The organism is Pseudomonas sp. P116, from assembly GCF_020149425.1.
In the GTDB taxonomy this organism is placed as follows: Bacteria; Pseudomonadota; Gammaproteobacteria; order Pseudomonadales; family Pseudomonadaceae; genus Aquipseudomonas; species Aquipseudomonas anatoliensis.
Window position 1 is genome coordinate 1 of record NZ_JACVHB010000009.1, and the last position, 23,371, is coordinate 23,371.

The window sequence follows — 23,371 nt, forward strand, 5'->3', positions numbered from 1 at the left end:
CGGTCAGGACGTCGGCACCCAGGCCACCGTCGAGGACGTTATCGCCATCGTTGCCGATGATGCTGTTGTTCATCGAGTTGCCCGAGCCATTGAGATTGGCATTGCCGGTCAGTACGAGGTTTTCCAGATTGGCGCCCAGGGTCCAGTTGACCGAAGAGCGCACGGTGTCGATTTCGCCCGCCAGTGTGCTGGTTTCAATCGTGCTGTCGTAGACGTTATCGACGATGTAGGTGTCGTTGCCCAGACCGCCAATCATGGTGTCGCCACCAAGGCGGCCGTCCAGCACGTTATCGGCGCCGTTACCGATGAGGGTGTTGTTTGTCCAGTTGCCGGTCGCGTTGATGGCGTTGCCGATCAGGATCAGTTGCTCGACGTTGGCCCCGAGGGTGTAGTCGATGGAGGAGAACACCTGATCGAGTGCGGTCAGCGATGTGTCGGTCTCGATGACGACATCGCCGATGTTGTCGACGTAGTAGGTGTCGACGCCGTCGCCGCCGATCATGGTGTCAGCGCCGAGGCCGCCGTTGAGCGTGTTGGCTGCGGCGTTGCCAGTCAGCGTGTTGTTCAGTGTGTTGCCGTTACCGTTGATGGCCGTGCCGGTCAGCACCAGGTTTTCCAGATTGGCGCCCAGGGTCCAGTCCACCGAAGAACGCACGGTGTCGATTTCACTGATCAGGGTGCTGTTTTCACTCACGTTGTCGTAGATGTTGTCGACGATGTAGGTGTCGTTGCCCAGACCGCCGACCAAACTATCGGCACCCAGGCCACCGTCGAGGACGTTATCGCCATCGTTGCCGATGATGCCGTTGTTCACCGAGTTGCCTGTGCCGTTGAGGTTGGCATTGCCGGTCAGTATGAGGTTTTCCAGGTTGGCGCCCAGGGTCCAGTCAATCGAGGCGCGTACGGTGTCGATTTCGCCCGCCAGTGTGCTGGTTTCAATCGTGCTGTCGTAGACGTTATCGACGATATAGGTGTCGTTGCCGAGACCGCCAATCATGGTGTCGCCACCAAGACGGCCGTCTAGCACGTTATCGCCGCCGTTACCGATGAGGGTGTTGTTTGTCCAGTTGCCGGTGCCGTTGATGGCGTTGCCGATCAGGATCAGTTGCTCGACGTTGGCCCCGAGGGTGTAGTCGATGGAGGAGAACACCTGATCGATTGCGGTCAGCGACGTATCGGTCTCGATGACGACATCGCCGATGTTGTCGACGTAGTAGGTGTCGATACCGCCGCCGCCGATCATGGTGTCAGCGCCGAGGCTCCCATTCAGCGTATTGTCCAGTGCGTTACCGGTCAGGATGTCGTTGAAGGCAGAGCCGACCGCATTCTCGATCTTGGCGCCATAGGCAATCGCCAGCCCGTCATTGATAGCTGTCTGGTTGTTGTAATCAATAAAGGCTTTGCCGATCTGGCTGTACGCGCCTTCGTTGAGGTTGATACTGACGGGCGCCAGTTGATTGCTGCCATCAATCGTGTCGTTGCCACCGGCGTCCCAGATGGTCTCGAAAACTGACTGATTAGCTCCCCAGTTGTAGACGGTGTCGCCTGCCTGCCACGCCATATTGGCGCCATACAGACTCTGGATTGCGATGATGTCCAGTACCATCGGCGTGGTCGGCTGATAGGAGTAGTTGCTGTTGTAACTCATCACCGTGAAATGAACATCGTCCAAAGCCGGTGTGAGCAGGGTTTTGTTGGTCGCACTAGTATCGAACGGGTGCTTGAGACCTAGCGCATGCCCGATTTCATGCACGAACGTCATGTAGTCGTAAGTGCCTTTGGCTGGGTTCGGATCATTGGTTTGCGGGCCGACCCACACATCTCCGGCGGTCGGCGTGTTGGCAGGGAAATACGCCCAGGCAGCGGTTTTGTCGTCCATCAACCGGTAGCCGCCGAAACGTAGATCACCCACGTTGGCGAGGTTATCTGTGGTCAGCGTGAAAGTCAGATTGGCGATGGCGCTCCATGAGGCTAGAGAGCTGGTGATGGCAAGCTTCTGTCCGGCAGTCAGCTCGTAAAGTGCGTTGTACTCGTTGTCGGGACTGTAATTAGTGATGAAGTAAGACGTCACCGGCGCCATGAAGCTGTAACTCAGGCTGGTCGGCCCAGACGAGTCCCAGTTTGCTCCCAGCCAGTAGGTTCCGGAAATAAGACTGTCGACCACGGCGTTGCCGGTCAGTGTGGCTGGGAGGCTAAACGAGTAAGTCTGGGGCATCGGCATGCGAAGTATCCTGAGTACGCTGCGGCCCTTCCTGGTGCGACCGCTACAAAAGTGAGATTTTGCAACAGAACATAAATATTTGACATCATTTGGCCACTATTTTTTATTGGTGGCGTCAAATTACTGACCTGGCGTTCTGTATCGGCGAGTGCAGTAGAATCCTGAAGCAAAACAATCGCCGTCTGTCCAGGATTACTCATGACCGTTCCAAGCCCAGCGCTTATCCGCGAAACCTTCCCCGTCGGCCCATTGCAGTGCAACTGCACGATCATTGGCGACCCGATCTCCAAAAAAGCCATCGTTGTCGACCCGGGCGGCAATCCTGATCTGATCATGTCCCGCCTCGATGCGCTGGGCCTGAAAGTGGTCAGCATCATCCACACCCATGCGCACCTCGATCACTTCCTTGCCTCCGGGCAGATGAAAGAAAAGACCGGCGCGACGCTGCATTTGCACAAGGAAGATCAGTTCCTGTGGGACAACCTCGAGATGCAATGCCAGATGTTCGGTGTGCCCTACGTGCCGGTGCCATCACCGGATCGCTGGCTGTCCGACGATGAGGAACTTGCCTGCGGTTGCGGGGTGGCACTGCATACGCCGGGTCATACGCCCGGTTCCATGAGCTTTTGGTTTTCCGAGGCTAAGCTGTTGATTGCCGGCGACACGCTTTTTCGTCGCGGGGTAGGGCGCACGGATTTATGGGGTGGCGATCAGGCTACCATCGTGCGATCGATCAAGCAGCGGCTGTACACCCTCGACGAAGACGCAACGGTGGTTACCGGGCATGGTCCGGACACGCGTCTGGGTGACGAAATGCGCGAAAACCCTTTTGTGCGGGCGTAAATATTTTGTCATGGGTGTGCGGCGGAATTTTTCTCCATTGTCATGATCCAACGCCCGCAGAGGTTTATTGCCAACCGGCCGCTGCACCTCAGAATGCAGAAAAGTAGGAGCTCTTCATGTTCACCAAGCGTCGTTTGATTATTGTCGCTACTGCCGTGGCTTTGTTGTCCGGCTGCGCCTCGCCTAACCCTTATGACAATCAGGGCCAGGCCGACGGTGGCTCCCAAGGCATGAGCAAAACCGCCAAGTACGGCGGCCTCGGCGCTCTGGCCGGTGCACTGGCTGGTGCTGCCATCGGTCACGATAACCGTGGCAAGGGCGCGCTGATCGGCGCTGCTGTGGTCGGTGCTTCCGCTGCCGGTTACGGTTACTACGCCGACCAGCAAGAGAAGAAACTGCGCGCGAGCATGGCCAATACCGGGGTTGAAGTGCAGCGTCAGGGCGATCAGATCAAGCTGATCATGCCGGGCAACATCACTTTCGCTACCGATTCGGCGAACATCGCTTCGAGCTTCTACCAGCCGCTGAACAACCTCGCTGGTTCGCTGAAAGAGTTCAGCCAGAACCAGATCGAAATCGTCGGCTACACCGACAGCACCGGCAGCCGCCAGCACAACATGGACCTGTCCCAGCGTCGTGCGCAGAGCGTGGCGACCTACCTGACGTCGCAAGGTGTCAGCGGCGCCAACCTGTCGGCCCGTGGCGCCGGTCCGGATAATCCGATTGCCAGCAACGGTGACGTCAATGGCCGCGCTCAGAACCGTCGGGTTGAGGTCAACCTGAAGGCGATTCCGGGTCAGCAGTATGGTGGTCAGCAACAGCCGGGCACGGTTCAGCAGTATCCGTAACTGATTGCCTGAATGAAAAAATGCCCGATCCTGTGATCGGGCATTTTTTTTGTGTGGCCGGTGCTGACTCCATCGCGGGCAAGCCCGCTCCCACAGGGTTATGTGTGGAACACTGATTTTGTGTACACCAAATAAACCTGTGGGAGCGGGCTTGCCCGCGATGGGGCCGGTGCATTCACCGTAAAATCATCAGATACAAAAAAGCCCCCGGACACTTCACTGTCCGGGGGCTTTTTGCTTGTCGCGACGACTGATTACTTCTTCAAACCATAATGCTCATCGAGCATGCCTGGTGCGTTTGGAGTCTTCGGCGCGTAATCGCGTGGCGGCTCCTGATCGCGTGGTGGCGTCAGACGCTCGCGTGGAGCCTGCACCGCTTCAGAGTGCAACGAGGCGAGCAAGCGCTGGCGAGTCTGCTCGTCCAGGGCCAGACGATTGGCGCCCTCGGCGAGATGATCCTGCACTTCCTGATAGCTTTGGGTCAGTTTCTTGACCAGCATCGCGGTGCTGTTGAAGTGGGTGACCACTTCGTTTTGATAACTGTCGAAACGCTCCTGGATATCATCCAGTTGACGCTGCGTACGGCTCGGCGCAGCGTTCGGCGCAACGCGCGCGATCAGGAATCCAATGGCGACACCCACAACCAGGGCAAGAGTCGGTAACAACCAAACTAAGAGCGAGTGTTCCACGAGTCCTTCCTCTATAAACGGCTTTGCTTTACGTTAACGGCTCGAACCTGCGCTGTATACCGCGATTCACTCGCAATAGATTGGCACAGACAATTTGCTAGACGAGTCGACCCGATTCGAGGTCACGGAGTTCCTTCCTTGCTGATGCGTGAAACCCCTGTAGTGATTGATGGCCCCGTCGGCCAAATTGAAGCTCTTCACCTGGATAACGAGCAGCCGCGCGGCATCGCGCTGATCTGCCATCCGAACCCGGTGCAGGGCGGCACCATGCTCAACAAGGTCGTCTCGACCCTGCAGCGCACGGCCCGCGACGCCGGTCTGATCACCCTGCGCTTCAACTATCGCGGCGTCGGCGCCAGCGATGGTAGCCACGACATGGGCACCGGTGAAGTCGACGACGCTCAAGCCGCCGCCGCATGGCTACGGGAAAAACACCCGAATCTGCCGCTGACCCTGTTCGGTTTCTCCTTCGGCGGATTTGTTGCAGCAAGTCTCGGCGGTCGTCTCGAAGCCCAGGGCGTGCAGCTCAAGCACCTGTTCATGGTTGCGCCGGCGGTGATGCGTCTGGGCGAGCAGGATCAACTGCCGCAGCACGGCGAGCTGACCGTGATCCAGCCGGAAACCGACGAAGTCATCGATCCGCAACTGGTTTACCAATGGTCTGAAAAACTCCAGCGCCCCCATGAGCTGCTGAAAGTGGCAGAATGCGGACACTTTTTTCATGGCAAGTTGACCGATCTCAAGGATCTGATCCTGCCGCGTCTCTCGAATTGATTGCAGTCTGACAAGCGATTACCCATGACGAACCGTACCCGCATCCTCACCGGCATCACCACCACCGGCACGCCACACCTTGGCAACTACGCCGGCGCCATCCGTCCGGCGATCCTCGCCAGTCGTGACAGCAATGCCGATTCGTTCTACTTCCTGGCCGACTATCACGCCCTGATCAAATGCGATGACCCGCTGCGCATCCAGCGCTCGCGTCTGGAAATCGCTGCGACCTGGCTGGCCGGTGGCCTGGATGTCGACCGCGTGACCTTCTACCGTCAGTCGGACATCCCGGAAATCCCCGAGCTGACCTGGTTGCTGACCTGTGTCGCCGCCAAGGGCTTGCTCAACCGTGCGCATGCCTACAAGGCCTCGGTGGACAAGAACGTCGATACCGGTGAAGACCCGGATGCCGGCATCACCATGGGCCTCTACAGCTACCCGGTGCTGATGGCCGCGGACATCCTGATGTTCAACGCGCACAAGGTGCCGGTCGGTCGTGACCAGATCCAGCACGTGGAAATGGCCCGCGACATCGGCCAGCGCTTCAACCACCTGTTTGGCCAAGGCAAAGAATTCTTCACCATGCCTGAAGCGCTGATCGAGGAAAGCGTGGCAACGTTGCCAGGCCTCGACGGTCGCAAGATGTCGAAGAGCTACGACAACACCATTCCGTTGTTCTCCAGCGCCAAAGAGATGAAGGACGCGATCTCGCGGATCGTCACCGACTCCAAAGCGCCAGGCGAAGCCAAGGACCCGGACAACTCGCACCTGTTCACTCTGTTTCAGGCCTTCGCTACGCCAGCACAGGCTGACGAATTCCGCAGTGAACTGCTCGGTGGCCTGGGTTGGGGCGAGGCGAAGAACCGCCTGTTCCAGTTGCTCGACAACGAACTGGGCGAAGCGCGCGACAAGTATCACCAGTTGATCGAGCGTCCGGCGGATCTCGAAGACATCCTGCAGATCGGTGCCAAAAAGGCCCGTGCCGTGGCAACGCCGTTCCTCAACGAACTGCGCGAAGCCGTTGGCCTGCGTTCGTTCGTCAATCAGGTGCAGGTGGCTGCCACCACCAAGAAGAAAGCCGTGAAAGCCGCGCGCTTCGTAAGTTTCCGCGAGGACGACGGCAGTTTCCGCTTCCGTCTGCTGGCGGCCGATGGCGAGCAATTGCTGTTGTCGCGCAACTTCGCCGATGGCAAAACCGCCGGCCAGGTGACCAAGCAACTGCAATCCGGTCAGCCTCTGGACGTGCGCAACGAAGACCTGAGCTTCAGCGTGTGGCTGGAAGGCGAGTGCATCGGCGACAGCCCGGCATTCGCTGACAGCACGGCGCGGGACGCGGCCATCGAGGCCCTGCGCATCGCGTTGACCCCGGTACAGGAATAATCAGCGGCTCGGCCCGACCAAGGGCTGATTGCCATTCCCATGGGCCGTCGCTACAGTGACGGCCCGTTTTTGTTGCCTTGCTAACGAATTATGACGCCCCTAGAACGATACCAAGCTGATCTGAAACGCCCGGACTTCTTCCATGACGCCGCGCAGGAAACTGCTGTGCGTCATTTGCAGCGCCTGTACGAAGATCTGATCGCCGCCGATCAGAACAAGCCGGGCCTGTTGAGCAAACTGTTTGGCAAAAAGGATCAGACGCCGGTCAAGGGTCTGTATTTCTGGGGCGGCGTGGGTCGCGGCAAGACTTACCTGGTCGACACCTTCTTCGAAGCGCTGCCGTTCAAGGAAAAGACCCGCACGCACTTCCACCGCTTCATGAAGCGTGTGCACGAAGAGATGAAAACCCTCGGCGGCGAGAAAAATCCGCTGACCATCATCGCCAAGCGTTTCGCGACTGAATCGCGGGTCATCTGCTTCGATGAGTTCTTTGTCTCTGACATCACCGACGCAATGATCCTCGGCACGCTGATGGAAGAGTTGTTCAAGAACGGCGTGACCCTGGTCGCGACCTCGAACATCGTTCCCGATGGTCTGTACAAGGACGGCCTGCAACGCGCGCGCTTCCTGCCGGCCATCGCGCTGATCAAGCAGCATACCGAAATCGTCAACGTCGACAGCGGCGTCGACTATCGTTTGCGTCACCTCGAGCAGGCGGAACTGTTCCACTATCCGCTCGACGAAGCCGCTCACGAAAGCCTGCGCAAGAGCTTCAAGGCACTGACACCGGAATGCACGGCGGCGGTGGAAAACGACGTGCTGATCATCGAAAATCGCGAGATCCGCGCCCTGCGCACTTGTGATGACGTTGCCTGGTTCGACTTCCGCGAACTGTGCGACGGCCCGCGCAGCCAGAACGACTACATCGAACTGGGCAAAATCTTCCACGCCGTGCTGCTCAGCGGTGTCGAGCAGATGAGCGTCACCACCGACGACATCGCTCGGCGCTTCATCAACATGGTCGACGAGTTCTACGACCGAAACGTGAAGCTGATCATTTCTGCTGAAGTCGAGTTGAAGGATCTTTACACCGGCGGTCGCCTGAACTTCGAGTTCCAGCGCACGCTGAGTCGCCTGCTGGAGATGCAGTCGCACGAATTCCTGTCGCGGGCGCATAAGCCTTAAACAGAATCGCCAATACAGAAAAAGGGCCTGCAATTGCAGGCCCTTTTTTTTGCGCGTTTTGGTCAGTTGATTTGATCGAGGTAAGACGCCAGATCCTTTTGCTGGTGGCACCCGACCAGCAGCCAGAGCAAAATCCTAGCTTTGCGGGGGCAGACAAACCCCGCCATCAAGGCCCCCTTACGCTGCAAATCGATTTCGCTGCCCTCAAAACCGTAGGTTGACCGTGCCGTGGAGCCGCAGCCGGTGCGTGTCGCGATGATTACCGGGATGTGTCGGGCGATGTTTTCGATGACTTTGGCCCAGTGTGCGGAAACATGACCAGCGCCGAATCCGGCAATCACCAGCCCTTCGTAGCCCAGCTCGATGACATTTTCCAGCAGCAGGCTGTCCGCAGAGAGCGACGCTTCCAGCAAGGCGATCGTCTGGTGGGTGTTTTGCGGCAGGGGCAAGATTTGACGTGCAACAGGCGGCTGCAAATAGTGCACAACACCTTCCATTAAAACGCCGGCAGGCCCGGTCACTGGCGATGCGAACGCGTGCAGCGCCATGGAGTCGACTTTGCGCACAGCGCTCGCCCGGTGAATCTGCCCGTTGATCACCACTTGGGCGCCGCGCCCCCGACTGCATTGCGCCAGTGCGACGCGGCCGGCGTCCAACAGGTTTGCCGGACCATCGGCACCGGCCTGGGCTGCCGAGCGCATCGCACCAGTCAGCACCAGTGGCTCGTCGTGATCCCACAGATGATCGAAAAAAGTAGCGGATTCCTCCAGCGTGTCCGTGCCTTGAACAATGATTACTCCTGCCGCACCTTGATTGATCTGAAAGTTCGCCCAGCACAACACGCTCAGCAGGTATTCGAAATCAAGTGAGGCGCCAGGCAATAGGCCGAGTGTCTCGACGGTCAACTGCGCGAGCGTTTTCAGTTCCGGCACCGTGTTCAGTAGCGTCTCGCCGGACACCGATGGAACGACACCTTCGCCGCTTTTTAGCGATTGCATGCTGACAGTGCCGCCGAGTGCGGCAATGGCCAGTTTGGGCAAGTCCATGTGATACCTCGCAAAGGAAACCGGCGGCTCCTGAATCGGATTCAAGAGCCCGCCGGGGAAGGGGCGTCAGTGGGTTGCCAGCCAGCCGACGAGCGGAAGGATCAGCAGCGTGCTGATGGCCATCGACAACACATTCCCGATGAAACCGTGCATGTGCCCCGGCACTCGTTGCGCTAGGGCGCAAGCCAGCGGTGGCGCGATCAGGGCACCGAGCAATGCGCTTGAGACAATCACTTGCCACTCGCCGCCGTAGGTCAAAATAGCTGCCGGAACGACTGATACCAGCGGCACATAGGTCGGGTACCAGCCCCGGACCATCCATTGTTTGCGCCAGATCAGCACGCCCAGTGCCGAGGTCAAAGCCTGGCCCGCCAGCAGTTGCGGTAGCAAACCCGTGCCGTAGACAGGGCTCATCGGGTTCAAGGTGAACGCCAGCAATGCGCCGACAATCAGCCCAAGACTGGCCCATTCGTTTCCGAAAAAAGGAGCTTCGGAGAAGTCCGCCAATACCCGGCGAATGCTCCAGACCACACCATAATCCGGAGCCTTGGAGGTCACAGGGATGCGGGCTTCCTCGGCGACTTGTTCGGGCGCCGCGGATGTCACCAGACTCGGCACGCAGCGGCAGAGTACGAAGGCGCCGATGCTGGCGATTGCCATGCCCGATACATTGCCGATCACGACGGGCAGTCCGAGGGGATTGCAGACGTAATTCACTATCAACATGCACATGGGCGTCACGAAAAGGGCTCCCATGATTGCGCCATTGATCGCGACCTTCCAGCCACCCCCAAACATCAGAACCATGGCCGCAGGCAACGACACGAACGCCGCAAACGTTGGCTGCCAGCTAGTGGCGGTGACCGTCCAGCCCCACACGAGATTGCTCAATACCAGGCCCAGTAGCGAACTGGTGACGAGCCACGGCCATAGTCCGCTGCCGTAACAAATGGTAAAGCCTTGCCAGGATTTTCCCGTTCGATTCGCCCAGTAACCCAGATACGCACCCGCCAGAAGGCCAATGGATGCGAACTCGTGTTTATAAAATGCCACCTCGCTGATATCTCCCAACACCCAGCGCAGCCAGGCGGTCGGCTCGGGAAGATTCGAGACCATGTGGCCGTAATCCGGCCAGCGTGCTGACCACAGTGAGTGATTGGTCATTGAGAGCCAGACAATCAGCGCGGTAGCACCCAGCAGCAATCCAATGATCATGCTGTCCAGCATTGTTCTGGCGGCGATTTGTTTCCGTGGTTTTGCGTGGATAGTTCCCATTGCATGTCCCCCCGGTTAGCGCGGAAGGCACGGATGCTGGGTATAACCGAGCATTCGGTCGTAGACATCGCAGCGACGATCCCGATGCAGGTCGTTCAAGTCATTCCAGATAGGCGCACTGCGAGCGCTGGTCAGGTCAATATCGGCATAGAGGATTTCCTGTTGGTCGGCAGATGCCACGCGGCCGATCGGCCAGCCGTTGGTCCCAGCGATCAATGAACATCCAAGATATCGGGCACCGCGCTCCTCGCCGATTCGGCTCGCCGCCGCGATAAACACATTGTTGACGTGTGCGGCGGTCATGGTCAGATAGGAGGCCATGCATTTGCCGGCGTCATCGAACAACGGTGGTGGAGTCCAGACCCAGTTGTTAAGGCTGCAAATGATGTCTGCGCCTTGCTGACTCAGAATCCTCGGGACTTCGGGAAACCAGATGTCCCAGCAGATCAGCAATCCAATGCGACCGATAGGTGTGTCGAAGACCGGGAATCCCGAGTCGCCGGCAGTAAACCAGAGCTTTTCCAGGTTCCAGAGATGAGCCTTGCGATACTTGCCGATAAACCCGTCAGGCCCCACCAGGACGCCAGTGTTGTAAAGCTGCGATCCCTCGCGCTCGGTCAGCCCGGCTACCAGATAAACCTGATGATGACGGGCAAAATCTTCCCAGCTGCTGACACACGGCCCGTCGGGAACCGCTTCGGCATGATCAAACGCATCCTGCCGGTTCTGGAAGTAATAACCGGTACTGGTCAGCTCGGGCAAAACGATCAGATTTGCACCGTTATTAACCGCTTCCAGCGCCAACTCCAGGCTGGTACCCAAATTTGCCGCGCGGTTCTGTGTACCGACCTGTGGATCACATTGCACAACCGCGACACGAACGGGGCTTGTGGACTCACTCATTTTCATGACCTCTTATTATTGTTTTCACGCCGTTGAATGGCGGGGTCATAAGAGTCGAGTCGAGAGCAAAGCGTAAGTCGGCGCTTTCCGGTTAAGTTGTAGTCCGTCTCCTAGGACGAGGATGCTGCGCCCGGACAATCAGGCATCGTGTTGATAATGCGGGTAGTCATTCATGGTGAAGCCGCCGTTGAAACTGGCACCGGTCTTGTCGCAAATATGAATGATTGCATCCACGGCACCGCGAAAGCAGGGTTCTGTCCAGCCTGCATCAACCGAAAAAGACTCTCCAGACAAATACAGTCCAGAACCCCTTGAGTAGTCTCGGTTGTATTTCAACAAGCGGACGGCATCGTGGTAAGCACCGGGACGATAGAGCTTGGCGCAGCCCAATGAATTCTTATCAGTCATCCAGCGCTGCACGATGGCTTGTTCGAGGCCAATGTACGGGGATATCCGTTGTTGGATATTGCTGGAGTTCATGAGGATTCGATCTAGTTCCTCTGCGCACTTTGCGACCAGTTCTTTGTCGCTGAAGCAGGAAAGTTTGGTTGCGTCGTCCTCCCAGGTGTAACTCAAAAGAATGCAGTCGTAGCTGTAGTTCTCGTTGTAGCGGTAGGTATAAACGTCGTGGATAAAGCTGTCCGTGACGATCGCCTGGGGGATGGTGGTATTGCCGGATAAAAAGGATTTCTTCAGCGGCGCGAAGACTTTACAGCTGGTTTCCCAGTGCGCAGTTTTGTAGGCGTTAATCGTTTCAAACGGCAGCATCTGTGGCGTGAAGTTTTCCAGCTTGATTCTTGTCTCGATCAACCATGAGGGCAGCGTCATGATCACTGAATCAAAGTCGTTGAAGTGTTCCTGGGTTAACTCGGGCTTGCTCTGTTTCCAATTGAAGTAGACGCGGGTTCTTCCGCTGCCGAGTTTTTTCAATCTGTTGACGGAGCAGTCGGTCAGCAGGCCTTCGCTGCTTTGCTGGCAGTGCTCATAAAAAGATTGAGTGGACTCCTCGGGCTTCATGAACATCAGGCATTCACTCAGTGCCGCGAGCCCCAGATAGCGTGGTTTATCAAACTGCAGACCAGTCGAATCGAAAACAGCATTGCTGTTCAAAAGGGGCGAGTCAGCTAACGGGTCACCTTTTTCATCGACTCGGCCATGCACCAATTGCAGCTGGCTGCTGAAGCCAAATATTGCAGTGCGCAGTGGGTATAAAGCGCATACGTCGTAGAAGGCGCCCCAACTACCGTCACCAATCCCGATGGCATAGAAAATGGCCGACTCCTTTGCTGACATGCCCATCCCGCCAAAGTCGCCGGGACTGTCGCGATTCCAGCTCTGCAAGGCAGGCATGCCAACCAGTTCGCGGAAGGAAACGGCGTGGTATTTTTCGACGATTGCGGCCCACGCGTCCTCCCAGTCCTCACCCGCGTACATTTCGGCAATATGCCGGGTCATGCGGTCGGCGAAAGCTCGCCACTTGGTATACACCGCTTGCAGTTCGCCACTGGGTGGAGGCGTCTGACCGTCGACATTTTTCCAGATCAGCATTTGCGGTGTGGACTCGCCCGACAGGCTACCCTCGCGCAGGTAAATGCCGGTTGATTTGACCCATTGGCTGCCAGGGTTGGCGAAGTCCGAAAGCGCCAAGTCAAAGGTCTTTGCGTAATAGGCCATGAGCGACCGGCCTTCAGTCGGCAACTCGCCTTCGAGGTTGAACAGAGGCATGCGCATCGCGCCCATTTCAAAAGGGGTATGGCTCGCGCTGGATTGCGGGCTTCCCGGAACGGTCAGGTGTCTGCCGCCTATTCGGGAGGATTGCTCGATGAGCGTGATATGCCTGAAGCCGCAGCGCAGTAACTCTCTGGCGGCTGTGAGACCGGTGATGCCAGCGCCAATGATGCAGATTCGGTGGTGTGGGTCAGTGGCGCAAGCGATGCCGCCTTTTTGCTCGACCAGTGCGCGATAGTCAAAGCACAAGTCAGGAGGATTGGGAAAGCGGGCCTTCCATCTCGATGGCGTAGAGCGTTTTGTTCTTGCCTCAGCGCCGGTGGCCTGTGATGGATAGTTGTAGCTGGATCCGATGGTCACTGTTCATCTTCCTTGATGCGATGTGCATGTGAAGGAGTCTGTACGGCGAATCAATGCATGGACAGTCGTAAAACAGGTCGAGAAGCTGATCTGTTTTCGCTGATTTTTGTGGGAAAAAACATGCCAGTCAGAGCAGTCCATGTGAGAGGACTACTCGCACATGGACGTCTGTCTGATGTGTCTATGCAGCCTGCTGAAACTGCTGCCGATACTGGTTCGGTGACAGTTCAGTGTGCTGACGGAACAGCCGCGCGAAGAAGCTCGCGTCGTCATAGCCGACTTCATAACTGATGGTCTTGATGCTCTTGCGGCTGGCGGACAACAAGCCCTTGGCGGTTTCGATGCGCAGCCGTTGCAAATAGTGCAGGGGTTTGTCGCCGGTGGCGGTCTGGAAGCGGCGCATGAAGTTGCGGATGCTCATGCCGTGCTCGCGCGCGACGTCCTCGAAGCGGAACTTGTCAGCGAAGTGCTCTTCGAGCCAGTGCTGGATCTGCAGGATGATCACGTCCTGATGCAGCTTCTGCCCGCCAAAACCGATGCGGCCCGGCGAGTAGCTGCGCTGCACTTCGTAGAGGATGTCGCGGGCTACAGCCTGCGCGACGTTGGCGCCGCAGAAGCGCTCGATCAAGTAGATGTAGAGGTCGCAGGCCGAGGTGGTGCCGCCGGCACAGTAGAGATTGTCTGCATCGGTCAGGTGTTTGTCCTGATTGAGGTAGACCTTCGGGAAACGCTCGGTGAAAGCGTTGAAAAAGCGCCAATAGGTCGTTGCTTCCTTGCCATCGAGCAGGCCGGCCTCGGCCAGCCAGAACACCCCGGTGGCTTCGCCGCACAGGACGGCGCCGCGAGCATGTTGCTCACGCAGCCACGGCAGGACTTGCGGGTAGCGGCTGCACAACGTGTCGAAATCGTCCCAGAACGCCGGGAGGATGATGATATCGGTATTTTCCAGGCCGCCGTCCACTGGCATGACCACATTACTGAAGCTTTTGACCGGCTTGCCATCGGGGCTGACCAGACGGGTTTCGAACGCCGGAGTCAGGCCTTGGCCCAGTTGCTTGCCGTAACGCAGGCTCGCCACATGGAAGAAGTCCTTGGCTTGCATAAGTGTGTAGGCGAAAACCTGGTCGATCGCCAGGATGCTGACGCGCCGCAAGGGCGTGGAGACGTGCTTGGACATAATTCAACTTTTGTTTTGTTTTTATAAGGGAAAGTGGTCACCAGACGGCTGGATCGTCTTATTTTTTGTCGGATGTGTCCAGTGTCCTCTATCGGAGGGGAGGCTTAGTCTCTGAAGGACACAGCCCTCCAACAAGAAAGAAAGGTGCCGCATGATCCCCAGAACCTTGTTCAGCTCCGAGCACGAATTGTTCCGCGACAGCGTACGAACCTTCCTCGAAAAAGAGGCCGTGCCGTTTCACGGGCAATGGGAGAAACAAGGCCATATTGACCGCAAACTCTGGAACAAGGCAGGGGAGGCGGGGATGCTCTGCTCGCATCTGCCGGAAGAGTACGGTGGCTTGGGGGCGGACTTTCTTTACAGCGCGGTGGTGATCGAAGAGGTTGGGCGATTGGGCCTGACCGGCATCGGTTTCTCGTTACATTCGGACATTGTTGCACCGTACATCCTGCATTACGGCAGCGAAGCGCTGAAGCACAAATACTTGCCGAAACTGGTGTCCGGCGAGATGGTCACGGCCATTGCCATGACTGAGCCCGGCGCGGGTTCCGATCTGCAGGGCGTCAAGACCACCGCCGTGCTGGACGGTGACGAGTACGTGATCAATGGTTCGAAAACCTTCATTACCAACGGCTTTCTCGCTGATCTGGTGATTGTCGTCGCCAAGACCGATCCAAAGGCCGGCGCCAAGGGCACCAGCCTGTTTCTGGTAGAGGCGAATACGCCGGGCTTCGAGAAGGGCAAACGCCTGGAGAAGGTCGGAATGAAGGCCCAGGATACGTCGGAATTGTTCTTCCAGGACGTACGCGTGCCGAAGGAAAATTTACTGGGGCAGGCCGGGGCGGGGTTCGCTTACCTGATGCAGGAATTGCCGCAAGAGCGTCTGACCGTGGCGATTGGTGGCCTGGCTTCGGCAGAAGCAGCGTTGCAATGGACAATCGATTACACCCGTGATCGCAAGGCATTCGGCAAGGCGATCGCGGACTTCCAGAACACCCGCTTCAAACTGGCGGAAATGGCCACGGAGATTCAGATTGGCCGGGTCTTCGTTGACCGCTGTCTTGAGCTGCATCTGCAAGGCAAGCTCGACGTGCCGACGGCGGCGATGGCCAAGTACTGGGGCACCGACCTGCAATGCAAGGTGCTCGACGAATGCGTGCAGTTGCACGGCGGTTACGGGTTCATGTGGGAATACCCGGTAGCCCGGGCGTGGGCGGATGCGCGCGTGCAGCGGATTTATGCCGGCACCAATGAAATCATGAAGGAGATCATTGCGCGGTCGCTTTGAAGGGCTGAAAAGATCGCAGCCTGCGGCAGCTCATACGGGTGTTCACCTACCCTGTGTAGGAGTTGCCGAAGGCTGCGATCTTTTATTTACGGCGCAGGATTCGGATGATCCTTGTGAATCGCCTCGATCCCTTCCAGCACTTCGTCGGAAAGCTTCAGATCAAAACTGGCAATGTTGCTGTCCAGTTGCTCGAGCGTCGTCGCGCCAATGATGTTGCTGGTGACGAACGGCTGCTGAGTCACGAACGCCAAAGCCATTTGCGCCGGATCCAGTCCGTGTTCACGGGCCAGCGCAACATAACGGCTGCACGCTGCTTCCGATTGCGCATTGAAATAGCGGCTGAAGCGGCTGTAGAGGCTCAGACGACCTTTTGGTGGGCGCGCGCCACCTTCGTACTTGCCGGACAGGAAGCCGAACGCCAGCGGCGAATAGGCGAGCAAGCCGCATTGTTCGCGGATGGCGATTTCTGCCAGGCCCACTTCAAAGCTGCGGTTGAGCAGGTTGTACGGGTTCTGGATCGACACGGCACGCGGCCAGCCCCTTGCTTCGGCCAGGGCGAGGAAGCGCATGGTGCCCCACGGCGTTTCGTTGGACAGGCCGATGTGGCGGATTTTGCCGGCCTTTACTTGCTCGTCGAGTGCTTCGAGGGTGTCTTCAAGTGGCGTCAGGTTGGCTTCGATCTTGTGTTTGTAGCCCAGTTGTCCGAAAAAGTTGGTGCTGCGCTCCGGCCAGTGCAGTTGGTAAAGATCGATGTAATCGGTCTGCAGGCGCTTGAGGCTGGCATCCACCGCTGCGGTGATGTGCTGGCGGTTGTGGCGCAGGTTTTTGTCGCGGATATAGTCGATGGTGTTGCCGGGACCGGCGATCTTGCTGGCCAGTATCCAGTCGGCACGATCGCCACGGCTTTTGAAGTAATTGCCGATATAACGCTCGGTGGTGGCATAGGTTTCGGCTTTCGGCGGTACCGGATACATCTCGGCGGTGTCGATGAAATTGATCCCGGCCTCTTTGGCCCGTTCGATCTGGGCGAAGGCTTCAGCTTCAGTGTTTTGCTCGCCCCAGGTCATGGTGCCGAGGCAGATTGCACTCACGTTCAGGTCGGTACGGCCTAGCTGGCGATAGTCCATCGGGTGCTCCTTGGGCAAAACAATCATAAAAGCAGGTTGAAATATTTTTCGCAATCTGCATAATTGCCGACCTCTTTCTGCAGTGGAAGTGATGCGCCGCCGCCGAAGAATCTTGCCGTTGAACGGACGCGCCGACCCGAGCCCCCGAAAGCGTCTGTATCCGGCTGCCTTTGACTTGTCAAAGTACGCACTATTCAGTAAGATCCGCCGTCTAATTTACAGGGCGGCCCCTGAGGCTATAAAGAATGAAAACTTTTACTGCTAAACCAGAAACAGTAAAGCGCGACTGGTTTGTCGTCGACGCTGCTGGTCAGACCCTGGGTCGTCTGGCCACCGAAATCGCGAGCCGTCTGCGTGGCAAGCACAAGCCTGAGTACACTCCTCACGTTGACACCGGCGACTACATCGTCGTAATCAATGCTGAGCAGATTCGTGTTACCGGTGCTAAAACCACTGACAAAATGTACTACTCCCACTCCGGTTTCCCGGGCGGCATCAAGTCGATCAACTTTGAAAAGCTGATCGCTAAAGCCCCTGAGCGCGTGATCGAGACCGCGGTTAAAGGCATGCTGCCTAAAAACCCACTGGGTCGCGACATGTACCGTAAGCTGAAAGTCTATGCGGGCGCTGCACACCCACATACTGCTCAGCAGCCCCAAGAACTGAAGTTTTAACGGAATAGTACATTATGTCGGCGACTCAAAATTACGGCACTGGCCGTCGCAAGACCGCAACCGCACGCGTTTTCCTGCGTCCGGGTACTGGTAATATCTCCATCAACAATCGTTCGCTGGAAAACTTCTTCGGCCGCGAAACTGCCCGCATGGTAGTTCGCCAGCCGCTGGAGCTGACTGAGACTGTCGAGAAGTTCGACATCTACGTCACCGTGATCGGTGGTGGTGTAAGTGGTCAGGCTGGCGCAATCCGCCACGGCATCACTCGCGCTCTGATGGACTACGACGAAACCCTGCGTGGCGCTCTGCGCAAAGCCGGCTTCGTTACTCGCGACGCCCGTGAAGTTGAACGTAAGAAAGTTGGTCTGCGTAAAGCGCGTAAGCGTCCGCAGTACTCGAAGCGTTAATTCCGCTTCCGCGTTCAAAAGAACGCCCGCCTCCTCACGGAAGCGGGCGTTTTTTTATGCCTGCGATTTATCAAAAGAATTGCGCTGTGACAACTTGCCTCATTCGTAGAACCCCTATACTGCAAGGCTTGAGGGGGAGAGCTCCGGGTAATTCCCTTGTCAGAACTGGGGCTTTTCATTACCATCTCGGCAAAATTTTTATAAGTAACATTGATTTATTTAGTAGACGCCTGATTTAACAGGCCACAAAAGCTGATGGGAGAGGACTGAATGAGCAATGACGGCGTGAATGCAGGCCGGCGTCGCTTCTTGGTAGCAGCCACATCCGTGGTGGGTGCTGCAGGAGCGGTGGGGGCTGCGGTCCCGTTCGTGGGGTCATGGTTTCCCAGTGCCAAGGCGAAAGCCGCTGGTGCACCGGTGAAAGTGAATGTCAGCAAAATCGAGCCAGGACAGCAGATGATTGCTGAATGGCGCGGCCAGCCGGTGTTCATTGTCCGCCGTACCGAGGAAATCCTGGGGAATCTTAAGAAGATCGAGGGCCAGCTCTCCGATCCGACCTCCAAAAACTCCACGCAACCCACCTATGTCGATCCTGAAGTGCGTTCGATCAAGCCGGAAATTCTCCTGCTGATCGGGATCTGCACACACTTGGGTTGCTCACCGACCTTCCGTCCCGAAGTGGCACCTGCGGATCTGGGTAAAGACTGGGTAGGCGGTTATTTCTGCCCTTGCCACGGTTCCCACTACGATCTGGCTGGCCGCGTCTACAAGTCGCAACCTGCGCCTTTGAACCTGCCAGTTCCCCCGCATTCCTATGAGACCGATGACCTGATTGTCATTGGCGTCGATACGGAGAAAGCGTGATGAGCAAGTTCATGGATTGGGTTGATGCGCGCTTCCCCGCCACAAAAATGTGGGAAGACCATCTCAGCAAGTATTACGCTCCAAAGAACTTCAACTTCTTCTACTTTTTCGGCTCGCTGGCGCTGCTGGTTCTGGTCAACCAGATCGTCACCGGTGTCTGGCTGACGATGAGCTATACCCCGTCGGCAGAAGAGGCGTTTGCTTCCGTCGAATACATCATGCGCGACGTCGAGTACGGCTCGATCCTGCGTCTGCTGCACTCGACTGGCGCTTCGGCGTTCTTCATCGTGGTCTATCTGCACATGTTCCGTGGCTTGCTCTACGGTTCGTATCAGAAACCGCGTGAGCTGGTCTGGGTGTTCGGCATGCTGATCTACCTGGCGCTGATGGCCGAAGCCTTCATGGGTTATCTGCTGCCGTGGGGGCAGATGTCCTACTGGGGGGCGCAGGTGATCATCTCGCTGTTCGGTGCGATTCCGCTGATCGGCGACGACCTGACCCAGTGGATTCGTGGTGACTACCTGATCTCCGGGATCACCCTGAACCGCTTCTTCGCCTTGCACGTTGTGGCCTTGCCGATCGTGATCCTCGGTCTGGTGGTGCTGCACATTCTGGCGCTGCATGAAGTGGGTTCGAACAACCCTGACGGCGTTGATATCAAGAAGCACAAAGACGAAAACGGCATCCCGCTGGATGGCATTCCTTTCCATCCGTACTACACCGTGAAAGACATTGTCGGCGTAGTGGTGTTCCTGTTCATCTTCTGCTTTATCGTGTTCTTCTTCCCGGAAATGGGCGGCTATTTCCTCGAAAAGCCGAACTTTGAACCGGCCAACCCATTCAAGACGCCAGAGCACATTGCACCGGTTTGGTACTTCACGCCGTTCTACGCGATCCTGCGGGCAATCCCGGACAAACTCATGGGCGTTATCGCCATGGGCGCGGCCATTGCAGTGCTGTTCGTCCTGCCGTGGCTTGATCGCAGTCCGGTCAAGTCGATGCGTTATAAAGGCTGGCTGAGCAAAATCTGGCTGGTGGTGTTCTGCATTTCGTTCGTGATCCTCGGCGTTTTAGGCGTTCTGGCGCCAACCCCGGGTCGCACGCTGCTGTCGCAGGTCTGCACCTTCCTGTACTTCGCCTACTTCATTCTGATGCCGTTCTACACCAGGCTCGAGAAGACCAAACCGGTTCCGGATAGGGTGACTGGCTGATGAAAAAGTTATTTTTTGCTCTGATTTTTGCTGCGTTGCCTGTCCTGTCTTTCGCCGCTGAACACGGTGGTCCGGAGCTGGAAAAAGTCGACATTGACGTCGGCGACAAGGCCGCCCTGCAAGATGGTGCGCGTACCTTTGCCAACTATTGCATGGGTTGCCACAGTGCCAAGTTCCAGCGTTACGAGCGGGTTGCCGATGATCTTGGCGTACCCCACGAACTGATGCTGGAGAAGCTGGTGTTCACTGGCGCCAAGATCGGCGACCACATGAACATCGGCATGCAGCCGGCCGACGCCAAGACCTGGTTCGGCGCAGCGCCGCCGGATCTGACGCTGGTGGCTCGCGTTCGTGGCACTGACTGGCTCTACGGTTACCTGAAGTCGTTCTACGAAGACCCTGCGCGTCCATGGGGCGTGAACAACAAGGTCTTCCCGAACGTCGGCATGCCTAACGTGCTGGTCGGCCTGCAAGGTCGTCAGGTCGTAGGCTGCAAACAGGTGCAGATCGTCGAGGACGGCAAGAAGCAATATGATCCGCTGACCGGTACGCCTCTGACTCATGAAGCGTGCGATCAACTGACCATCGTGCCGAAGTCCGGTGCTCTGAATGAAGAGCAGTTCGATGAGAAGGTCAAGAATCTGGTAACCTTCCTGGCTTACTCGGCTAACCCGGTTAAGCTGCAACATCAGCGCATCGGTACTTACGTTTTGCTGTACCTGGCGTTCTTCTTTGTGTTCGCCTATTTGCTCAAGCGTGAATACTGGAAAGACGTGCACTGATACGCTTCAAGCATTGCTGTTAATCGCGCGCGCCCAAGGGCGCCTCCGACAGCGTAGCGCCTGGTAAGCCAGGTGTTACGGGAGGCGCCCTCTGGGCGCGCGCGTTTTTCCGGTTCCGATAATTTCAACAAGCGAGGAGGATCGCCATGGGCGTGACCAATCGGTTGGCCTGTTACTCCGACCCCGCCGACCACTATTCCCACCGAGTGCGCATTGTGCTTGCAGAGAAGGGTGTCAGCGCCGAGATCATTTATGTGGAAGCTGGTCGCCAGCCGCCTAAACTGATTGAGGTGAACCCTTACGGAAGTCTGCCGACGCTGGTCGATCGTGACCTGGCGTTGTGGGAGTCGACCGTGGTGATGGAGTATCTGGATGAGCGTTACCCGCACCCGCCGTTGCTGCCGGTTTACCCGGTGGCACGTGCCAACAGCCGACTGCTGATTCATCGTATTCAGCGCGACTGGTGTGGTCTGGTGGATCTGATTCTGGATCCTAAAAGCAAGGAGGCCGCGCGCGTCGTGGCGCGCAAGGAATTGCGCGAAAGCCTGACTGGCGTGTCGCCGCTGTTTGCCGACAAGCCGTTTTTCCTCAGTGAGGAACAAAGTCTGGTGGATTGCTGCCTATTGCCAATACTCTGGCGTTTGCCGATTCTGGGTATTGAACTGCCGCGGCCTGCCAAGCCGTTGCTTGATTACATGGAGCGCTCTTTTGCGCGTGAGGCTTTCCAGGCGAGTCTGTCTGGTGTCGAACGCGACATGCGCTAAGGCTTAAGGAGCCGCTATGAACTCCAGTCGACCTTATCTGGTCCGCGCGCTCTACGAGTGGATTGTGGATAACGATTGCACCCCGCACATGCTGGTTAATTCCGAGTACCCAGCCGTGCAGGTGCCGCAGGGTTTTGCCAGTGACGGGCAGATTGTCCTGAACATTTCGCCGAGCGCTGTGCGTCATCTGCACATGGACAACGACGTGGTGACCTTTGAGGGTCGCTTCGGTGGTGTTCCGCACAGTCTCTACGTGCCGATCAGCGCCATCCTGGGTATTTATGCCCGGGAGAACGGTCAGGGCATGGTGTTCGATATCGAGTCGCCGATGGGTGACGAAGACGATATCGAGCAGGACGATGACCTGCCGCCCCCGGACAGCGAGCCACCGCGTCCAAGCGGCCGGCCAAGTCTGAAGGTTGTGAAGTAATAAAAAAGGCGATCCAGATGGATCGCCTTTTTTATGACCTGTTTTTCCCCTGTAGGAGCTGCCGAAGGCTGCGATCTTTTGATCTTGTTTTGAGAATCAAAAGATCGCAGCCTTCGGCAGCTCCTACAGAGGGAGGGTAAGTCAGTCGATGTACTCGAACAGCTTCACAATCTTCTGCACGCCCGATACGCCCTGCACCAGATTGGTCGCCTGAGCGGCTTCCTGCTTGGTCAGCAGGCCCAGCAGATAGACGATGCCATTCTCGGTCACGACCTTGATGCGCGAGCCGGGAATGCTGGCGTCGGTGAGCATCTGGGTCTTGATCTTGGTGGTCAGCCACGTGTCGTTCTGACGCGCCAGCAGGGAGGAGGGTGGCAGCACTTGCAGTTCGTTGTGCACCTTCTTCACGCGCTGAACGTTGGCAGCGGCCTGTTCGGCCTTGGCCTTGAGGTCTTCACGCGGTGTCTGGCCAGCCAGCAGCACGACGCCGTTGAAGCTGGTAACGACAACATGCGAATCGTTGTCCAGCGCCGGGTCGGCCTTGGCTACGTTAACGCCCACTTTGGTTTCGATCAGCGAGTCATCGATCTTGCTGCCGAAGGTGCGAGTGCCGCGGTCGTCATCAATCGGCGCTTCACGGCTGGCATTCACCACCGAGGTGCAGCCGCTGATGCCGAGGCACAGAGTCAAGGCCAGAAGGCCAAGGCGATTAGGGGTCATTCTTCACTCCCGAACAGTTGGCTGTCGATCAGATCGCAGAGGCAATGGATCGCCAGCAAGTGGACTTCTTGAATACGTGCAGTGACGTTGGCCGGTACGCGAATCTCGACGTCCTCGGGCAACAGCAATGACGCCATGCCGCCGCCGTCGCGTCCGGTCAAAGCTACGACAATCATTTCGCGATCATGTGCGGCCTGGATCGCTTGAATAATGTTCGCCGAGTTACCGCTGGTCGAAATCGCCAGCAAAACATCGCCTGGCTGACCGAGTGCACGGATCTGCTTGGAGAACACTTCGTTGTAGCTGTAGTCGTTGGCGATCGAGGTGATCGTCGAGGTATCGGTGGTCAGGGCGATGGCCGGCAGGCTCGGGCGCTCGCGCTCGAAGCGGTTGAGCAGCTCCGAGGAGAAGTGCTGGGCGTCGCCGGCAGAGCCGCCATTGCCGCACGAAAGCATCTTGCCCTCGTTGAGCAGGGCGTTGACCATGATCTGGCTGGCTTGCTCGATGTGCGGTGCAAGTACGTCCATCGCCTGTTGCTTGGTGTCGATACTGGCCTGAAAAAGCTGGCGAATTCGCGATTGCATGTCCATCTGTGTGACCTTAAGTAGCGCGGCTGTTCGGCACATGAATGTGCAGCCCGCAAAGCAAAGAGCAAAAGTTGTCGGATGAAAAAGT

The 23,371-nt window shown here is 57.4% G+C and carries 23 protein-coding genes; 13 read left to right on the forward strand and 10 right to left on the reverse strand.

Annotated elements, in window-relative coordinates; genetic code table 11:
• Window positions 1-2,221 (reverse strand): M10 family metallopeptidase (locus tag ICA15_RS25135; protein ID WP_224450918.1); only part of this gene is annotated, 2,221 nt, incomplete at its 3' end.
• Between the two features lie 198 nt (window positions 2,222-2,419).
• Between ICA15_RS25135 and ICA15_RS25140 the strand changes: the two genes are divergently transcribed.
• Window positions 2,420-3,064 (forward strand): MBL fold metallo-hydrolase, encoded by a 645-nt coding sequence (locus tag ICA15_RS25140; protein ID WP_210554935.1) that lies wholly within the window; start codon window positions 2,420-2,422, stop codon window positions 3,062-3,064.
• A gap of 116 nt (window positions 3,065-3,180) precedes the next feature.
• Window positions 3,181-3,912 carry an OmpA family protein gene (locus ICA15_RS25145; RefSeq protein WP_150616353.1) on the forward strand — a complete coding sequence of 244 codons (732 nt, stop codon included), beginning with the start codon at window positions 3,181-3,183 and terminating at the stop codon, window positions 3,910-3,912.
• 254 nt (window positions 3,913-4,166) lie between these two features.
• On the opposite strand, the gene ICA15_RS25150 is transcribed toward ICA15_RS25145, so the two are convergent.
• Entirely contained in the window at window positions 4,167-4,601 is a 435-nt protein-coding gene (locus tag ICA15_RS25150; protein ID WP_150616352.1) for a YhcB family protein, read from the reverse strand.
• Between the two features lie 144 nt (window positions 4,602-4,745).
• Here ICA15_RS25150 and ICA15_RS25155 point away from each other — a divergent pair, with 144 nt between their 5' ends.
• The 3 genes from ICA15_RS25155 (at window position 4,746) to zapE (ending at window position 7,940) form a co-directional block, all read left to right on the forward strand.
• Complete coding sequence (locus ICA15_RS25155; protein WP_210555057.1) at window positions 4,746-5,375, forward strand: alpha/beta hydrolase; 630 nt, start codon at window positions 4,746-4,748, stop codon at window positions 5,373-5,375.
• Window positions 5,376-5,399: 24 nt separating this feature from the next.
• Window positions 5,400-6,755: a tryptophan--tRNA ligase gene (locus ICA15_RS25160; RefSeq protein ID WP_210554936.1), complete on the forward strand. Its 1,356-nt coding sequence runs from the start codon at window positions 5,400-5,402 to the stop codon at window positions 6,753-6,755.
• 90 nt (window positions 6,756-6,845) lie between these two features.
• Window positions 6,846-7,940 carry a cell division protein ZapE gene (gene zapE / locus ICA15_RS25165; protein ID WP_042561007.1) on the forward strand — a complete coding sequence of 365 codons (1,095 nt, stop codon included), beginning with the start codon at window positions 6,846-6,848 and terminating at the stop codon, window positions 7,938-7,940.
• A 62-nt stretch (window positions 7,941-8,002) separates the two neighbouring features.
• On the opposite strand, the gene ICA15_RS25170 is transcribed toward zapE, so the two are convergent.
• The 5 genes from ICA15_RS25170 to ICA15_RS25190 all read right to left on the reverse strand — a co-directional run bounded on the left by ICA15_RS25170 (window position 8,003) and on the right by ICA15_RS25190 (window position 14,330).
• On the reverse strand, window positions 8,003-8,986 hold the full coding sequence (locus ICA15_RS25170) for an asparaginase (protein WP_210554937.1): 984 nt from the start codon (window positions 8,984-8,986) through the stop codon (window positions 8,003-8,005).
• A 66-nt stretch (window positions 8,987-9,052) separates the two neighbouring features.
• The gene (locus ICA15_RS25175; RefSeq protein WP_210554938.1) at window positions 9,053-10,261 is read right to left on the reverse strand and encodes a hypothetical protein; all 1,209 of its coding nucleotides are present in this window, start codon (window positions 10,259-10,261) and stop codon (window positions 9,053-9,055) included.
• A gap of 15 nt (window positions 10,262-10,276) precedes the next feature.
• The gene (locus ICA15_RS25180) at window positions 10,277-11,164 is read right to left on the reverse strand and encodes a nitrilase family protein (RefSeq protein WP_210554939.1); all 888 of its coding nucleotides are present in this window, start codon (window positions 11,162-11,164) and stop codon (window positions 10,277-10,279) included.
• A gap of 138 nt (window positions 11,165-11,302) precedes the next feature.
• Entirely contained in the window at window positions 11,303-13,252 is a 1,950-nt protein-coding gene (locus tag ICA15_RS25185; protein WP_210554940.1) for a flavin monoamine oxidase family protein, read from the reverse strand.
• A 181-nt stretch (window positions 13,253-13,433) separates the two neighbouring features.
• Window positions 13,434-14,330, reverse strand: coding sequence for a GlxA family transcriptional regulator (locus ICA15_RS25190; protein ID WP_191627683.1), 897 nt, complete (start codon window positions 14,328-14,330; stop codon window positions 13,434-13,436).
• 250 nt (window positions 14,331-14,580) lie between these two features.
• On the opposite strand from ICA15_RS25190, the gene ICA15_RS25195 reads away from it, so the two are divergent.
• On the forward strand, window positions 14,581-15,717 hold the full coding sequence (locus tag ICA15_RS25195; RefSeq protein WP_042561001.1) for an acyl-CoA dehydrogenase family protein: 1,137 nt from the start codon (window positions 14,581-14,583) through the stop codon (window positions 15,715-15,717).
• An 86-nt stretch (window positions 15,718-15,803) separates the two neighbouring features.
• On the opposite strand, the gene ICA15_RS25200 is transcribed toward ICA15_RS25195, so the two are convergent.
• Window positions 15,804-16,844, reverse strand: coding sequence for an NADP(H)-dependent aldo-keto reductase (locus tag ICA15_RS25200; protein ID WP_150604359.1), 1,041 nt, complete (start codon window positions 16,842-16,844; stop codon window positions 15,804-15,806).
• A gap of 245 nt (window positions 16,845-17,089) precedes the next feature.
• Between ICA15_RS25200 and rplM the strand changes: the two genes are divergently transcribed.
• The 7 genes from rplM to ICA15_RS25235 all read left to right on the forward strand — a co-directional run bounded on the left by rplM (window position 17,090) and on the right by ICA15_RS25235 (window position 21,976).
• Entirely contained in the window at window positions 17,090-17,518 is a 429-nt protein-coding gene (gene rplM / locus ICA15_RS25205) for a 50S ribosomal protein L13 (protein WP_007917032.1), read from the forward strand.
• Between the two features lie 14 nt (window positions 17,519-17,532).
• Window positions 17,533-17,925: a 30S ribosomal protein S9 gene (gene rpsI, locus ICA15_RS25210; RefSeq protein WP_008080273.1), complete on the forward strand. Its 393-nt coding sequence runs from the start codon at window positions 17,533-17,535 to the stop codon at window positions 17,923-17,925.
• A gap of 270 nt (window positions 17,926-18,195) precedes the next feature.
• Window positions 18,196-18,789, forward strand: a complete 594-nt coding sequence (petA, locus tag ICA15_RS25215) for a ubiquinol-cytochrome c reductase iron-sulfur subunit (protein ID WP_007917031.1) — start codon at window positions 18,196-18,198, stop codon at window positions 18,787-18,789.
• A complete protein-coding gene (locus tag ICA15_RS25220; RefSeq protein WP_150604358.1) occupies window positions 18,789-20,000 on the forward strand; it encodes a cytochrome b in 1,212 nt (403 codons plus the stop codon). The genes petA and ICA15_RS25220 overlap by 1 nt, the downstream gene beginning before the upstream one ends.
• Window positions 20,000-20,782, forward strand: coding sequence for a cytochrome c1 (locus tag ICA15_RS25225; protein WP_150604357.1), 783 nt, complete (start codon window positions 20,000-20,002; stop codon window positions 20,780-20,782). The genes ICA15_RS25220 and ICA15_RS25225 overlap by 1 nt, the downstream gene beginning before the upstream one ends.
• A 146-nt stretch (window positions 20,783-20,928) precedes the next feature.
• Entirely contained in the window at window positions 20,929-21,546 is a 618-nt protein-coding gene (locus ICA15_RS25230) for a glutathione S-transferase N-terminal domain-containing protein (RefSeq protein WP_047303097.1), read from the forward strand.
• A gap of 16 nt (window positions 21,547-21,562) precedes the next feature.
• Window positions 21,563-21,976, forward strand: a complete 414-nt coding sequence (locus tag ICA15_RS25235; protein ID WP_150592664.1) for a ClpXP protease specificity-enhancing factor — start codon at window positions 21,563-21,565, stop codon at window positions 21,974-21,976.
• Window positions 21,977-22,117: 141 nt separating this feature from the next.
• Here the strand turns inward: ICA15_RS25235 and ICA15_RS25240 are convergent, their stop codons facing one another.
• Entirely contained in the window at window positions 22,118-22,696 is a 579-nt protein-coding gene (locus tag ICA15_RS25240) for a BON domain-containing protein (protein ID WP_150604356.1), read from the reverse strand.
• Complete coding sequence (locus ICA15_RS25245) at window positions 22,693-23,286, reverse strand: phosphoheptose isomerase (protein ID WP_008082788.1); 594 nt, start codon at window positions 23,284-23,286, stop codon at window positions 22,693-22,695. The genes ICA15_RS25240 and ICA15_RS25245 overlap by 4 nt, the downstream gene beginning before the upstream one ends.
• Between the last annotated feature and the right edge of the window lie 85 nt (window positions 23,287-23,371).

Bases quoted from the DNA above. Each gene is read 5' to 3' on its own strand.
- ICA15_RS25245 (WP_008082788.1), bottom strand. From the start codon at position 23,286: ATGGACATGCAATCGCGAATTCGCCAGCTTTTTCAGGCCAGTATCGAC.
- ICA15_RS25230 (WP_047303097.1), top strand. From the start codon at position 20,929: ATGGGCGTGACCAATCGGTTGGCCTGTTACTCCGACCCCGCCGACCAC.
- petA (WP_007917031.1), top strand. From the start codon at position 18,196: ATGAGCAATGACGGCGTGAATGCAGGCCGGCGTCGCTTCTTGGTAGCA.
- rplM (WP_007917032.1), top strand. From the start codon at position 17,090: ATGAAAACTTTTACTGCTAAACCAGAAACAGTAAAGCGCGACTGGTTT.
- ICA15_RS25175 (WP_210554938.1), bottom strand. From the start codon at position 10,261: ATGGGAACTATCCACGCAAAACCACGGAAACAAATCGCCGCCAGAACA.
- rpsI (WP_008080273.1), top strand. From the start codon at position 17,533: ATGTCGGCGACTCAAAATTACGGCACTGGCCGTCGCAAGACCGCAACC.
- ICA15_RS25235 (WP_150592664.1), top strand. From the start codon at position 21,563: ATGAACTCCAGTCGACCTTATCTGGTCCGCGCGCTCTACGAGTGGATT.
- ICA15_RS25180 (WP_210554939.1), bottom strand. From the start codon at position 11,164: ATGAGTGAGTCCACAAGCCCCGTTCGTGTCGCGGTTGTGCAATGTGAT.
- ICA15_RS25220 (WP_150604358.1), top strand. From the start codon at position 18,789: ATGAGCAAGTTCATGGATTGGGTTGATGCGCGCTTCCCCGCCACAAAA.
- ICA15_RS25145 (WP_150616353.1), top strand. From the start codon at position 3,181: ATGTTCACCAAGCGTCGTTTGATTATTGTCGCTACTGCCGTGGCTTTG.
- ICA15_RS25140 (WP_210554935.1), top strand. From the start codon at position 2,420: ATGACCGTTCCAAGCCCAGCGCTTATCCGCGAAACCTTCCCCGTCGGC.
- zapE (WP_042561007.1), top strand. From the start codon at position 6,846: ATGACGCCCCTAGAACGATACCAAGCTGATCTGAAACGCCCGGACTTC.
- ICA15_RS25225 (WP_150604357.1), top strand. From the start codon at position 20,000: ATGAAAAAGTTATTTTTTGCTCTGATTTTTGCTGCGTTGCCTGTCCTG.
- ICA15_RS25240 (WP_150604356.1), bottom strand. From the start codon at position 22,696: ATGACCCCTAATCGCCTTGGCCTTCTGGCCTTGACTCTGTGCCTCGGC.
- ICA15_RS25170 (WP_210554937.1), bottom strand. From the start codon at position 8,986: ATGGACTTGCCCAAACTGGCCATTGCCGCACTCGGCGGCACTGTCAGC.
- ICA15_RS25155 (WP_210555057.1), top strand. From the start codon at position 4,746: ATGCGTGAAACCCCTGTAGTGATTGATGGCCCCGTCGGCCAAATTGAA.
- ICA15_RS25195 (WP_042561001.1), top strand. From the start codon at position 14,581: ATGATCCCCAGAACCTTGTTCAGCTCCGAGCACGAATTGTTCCGCGAC.
- ICA15_RS25160 (WP_210554936.1), top strand. From the start codon at position 5,400: ATGACGAACCGTACCCGCATCCTCACCGGCATCACCACCACCGGCACG.
- ICA15_RS25200 (WP_150604359.1), bottom strand. From the start codon at position 16,844: ATGGACTATCGCCAGCTAGGCCGTACCGACCTGAACGTGAGTGCAATC.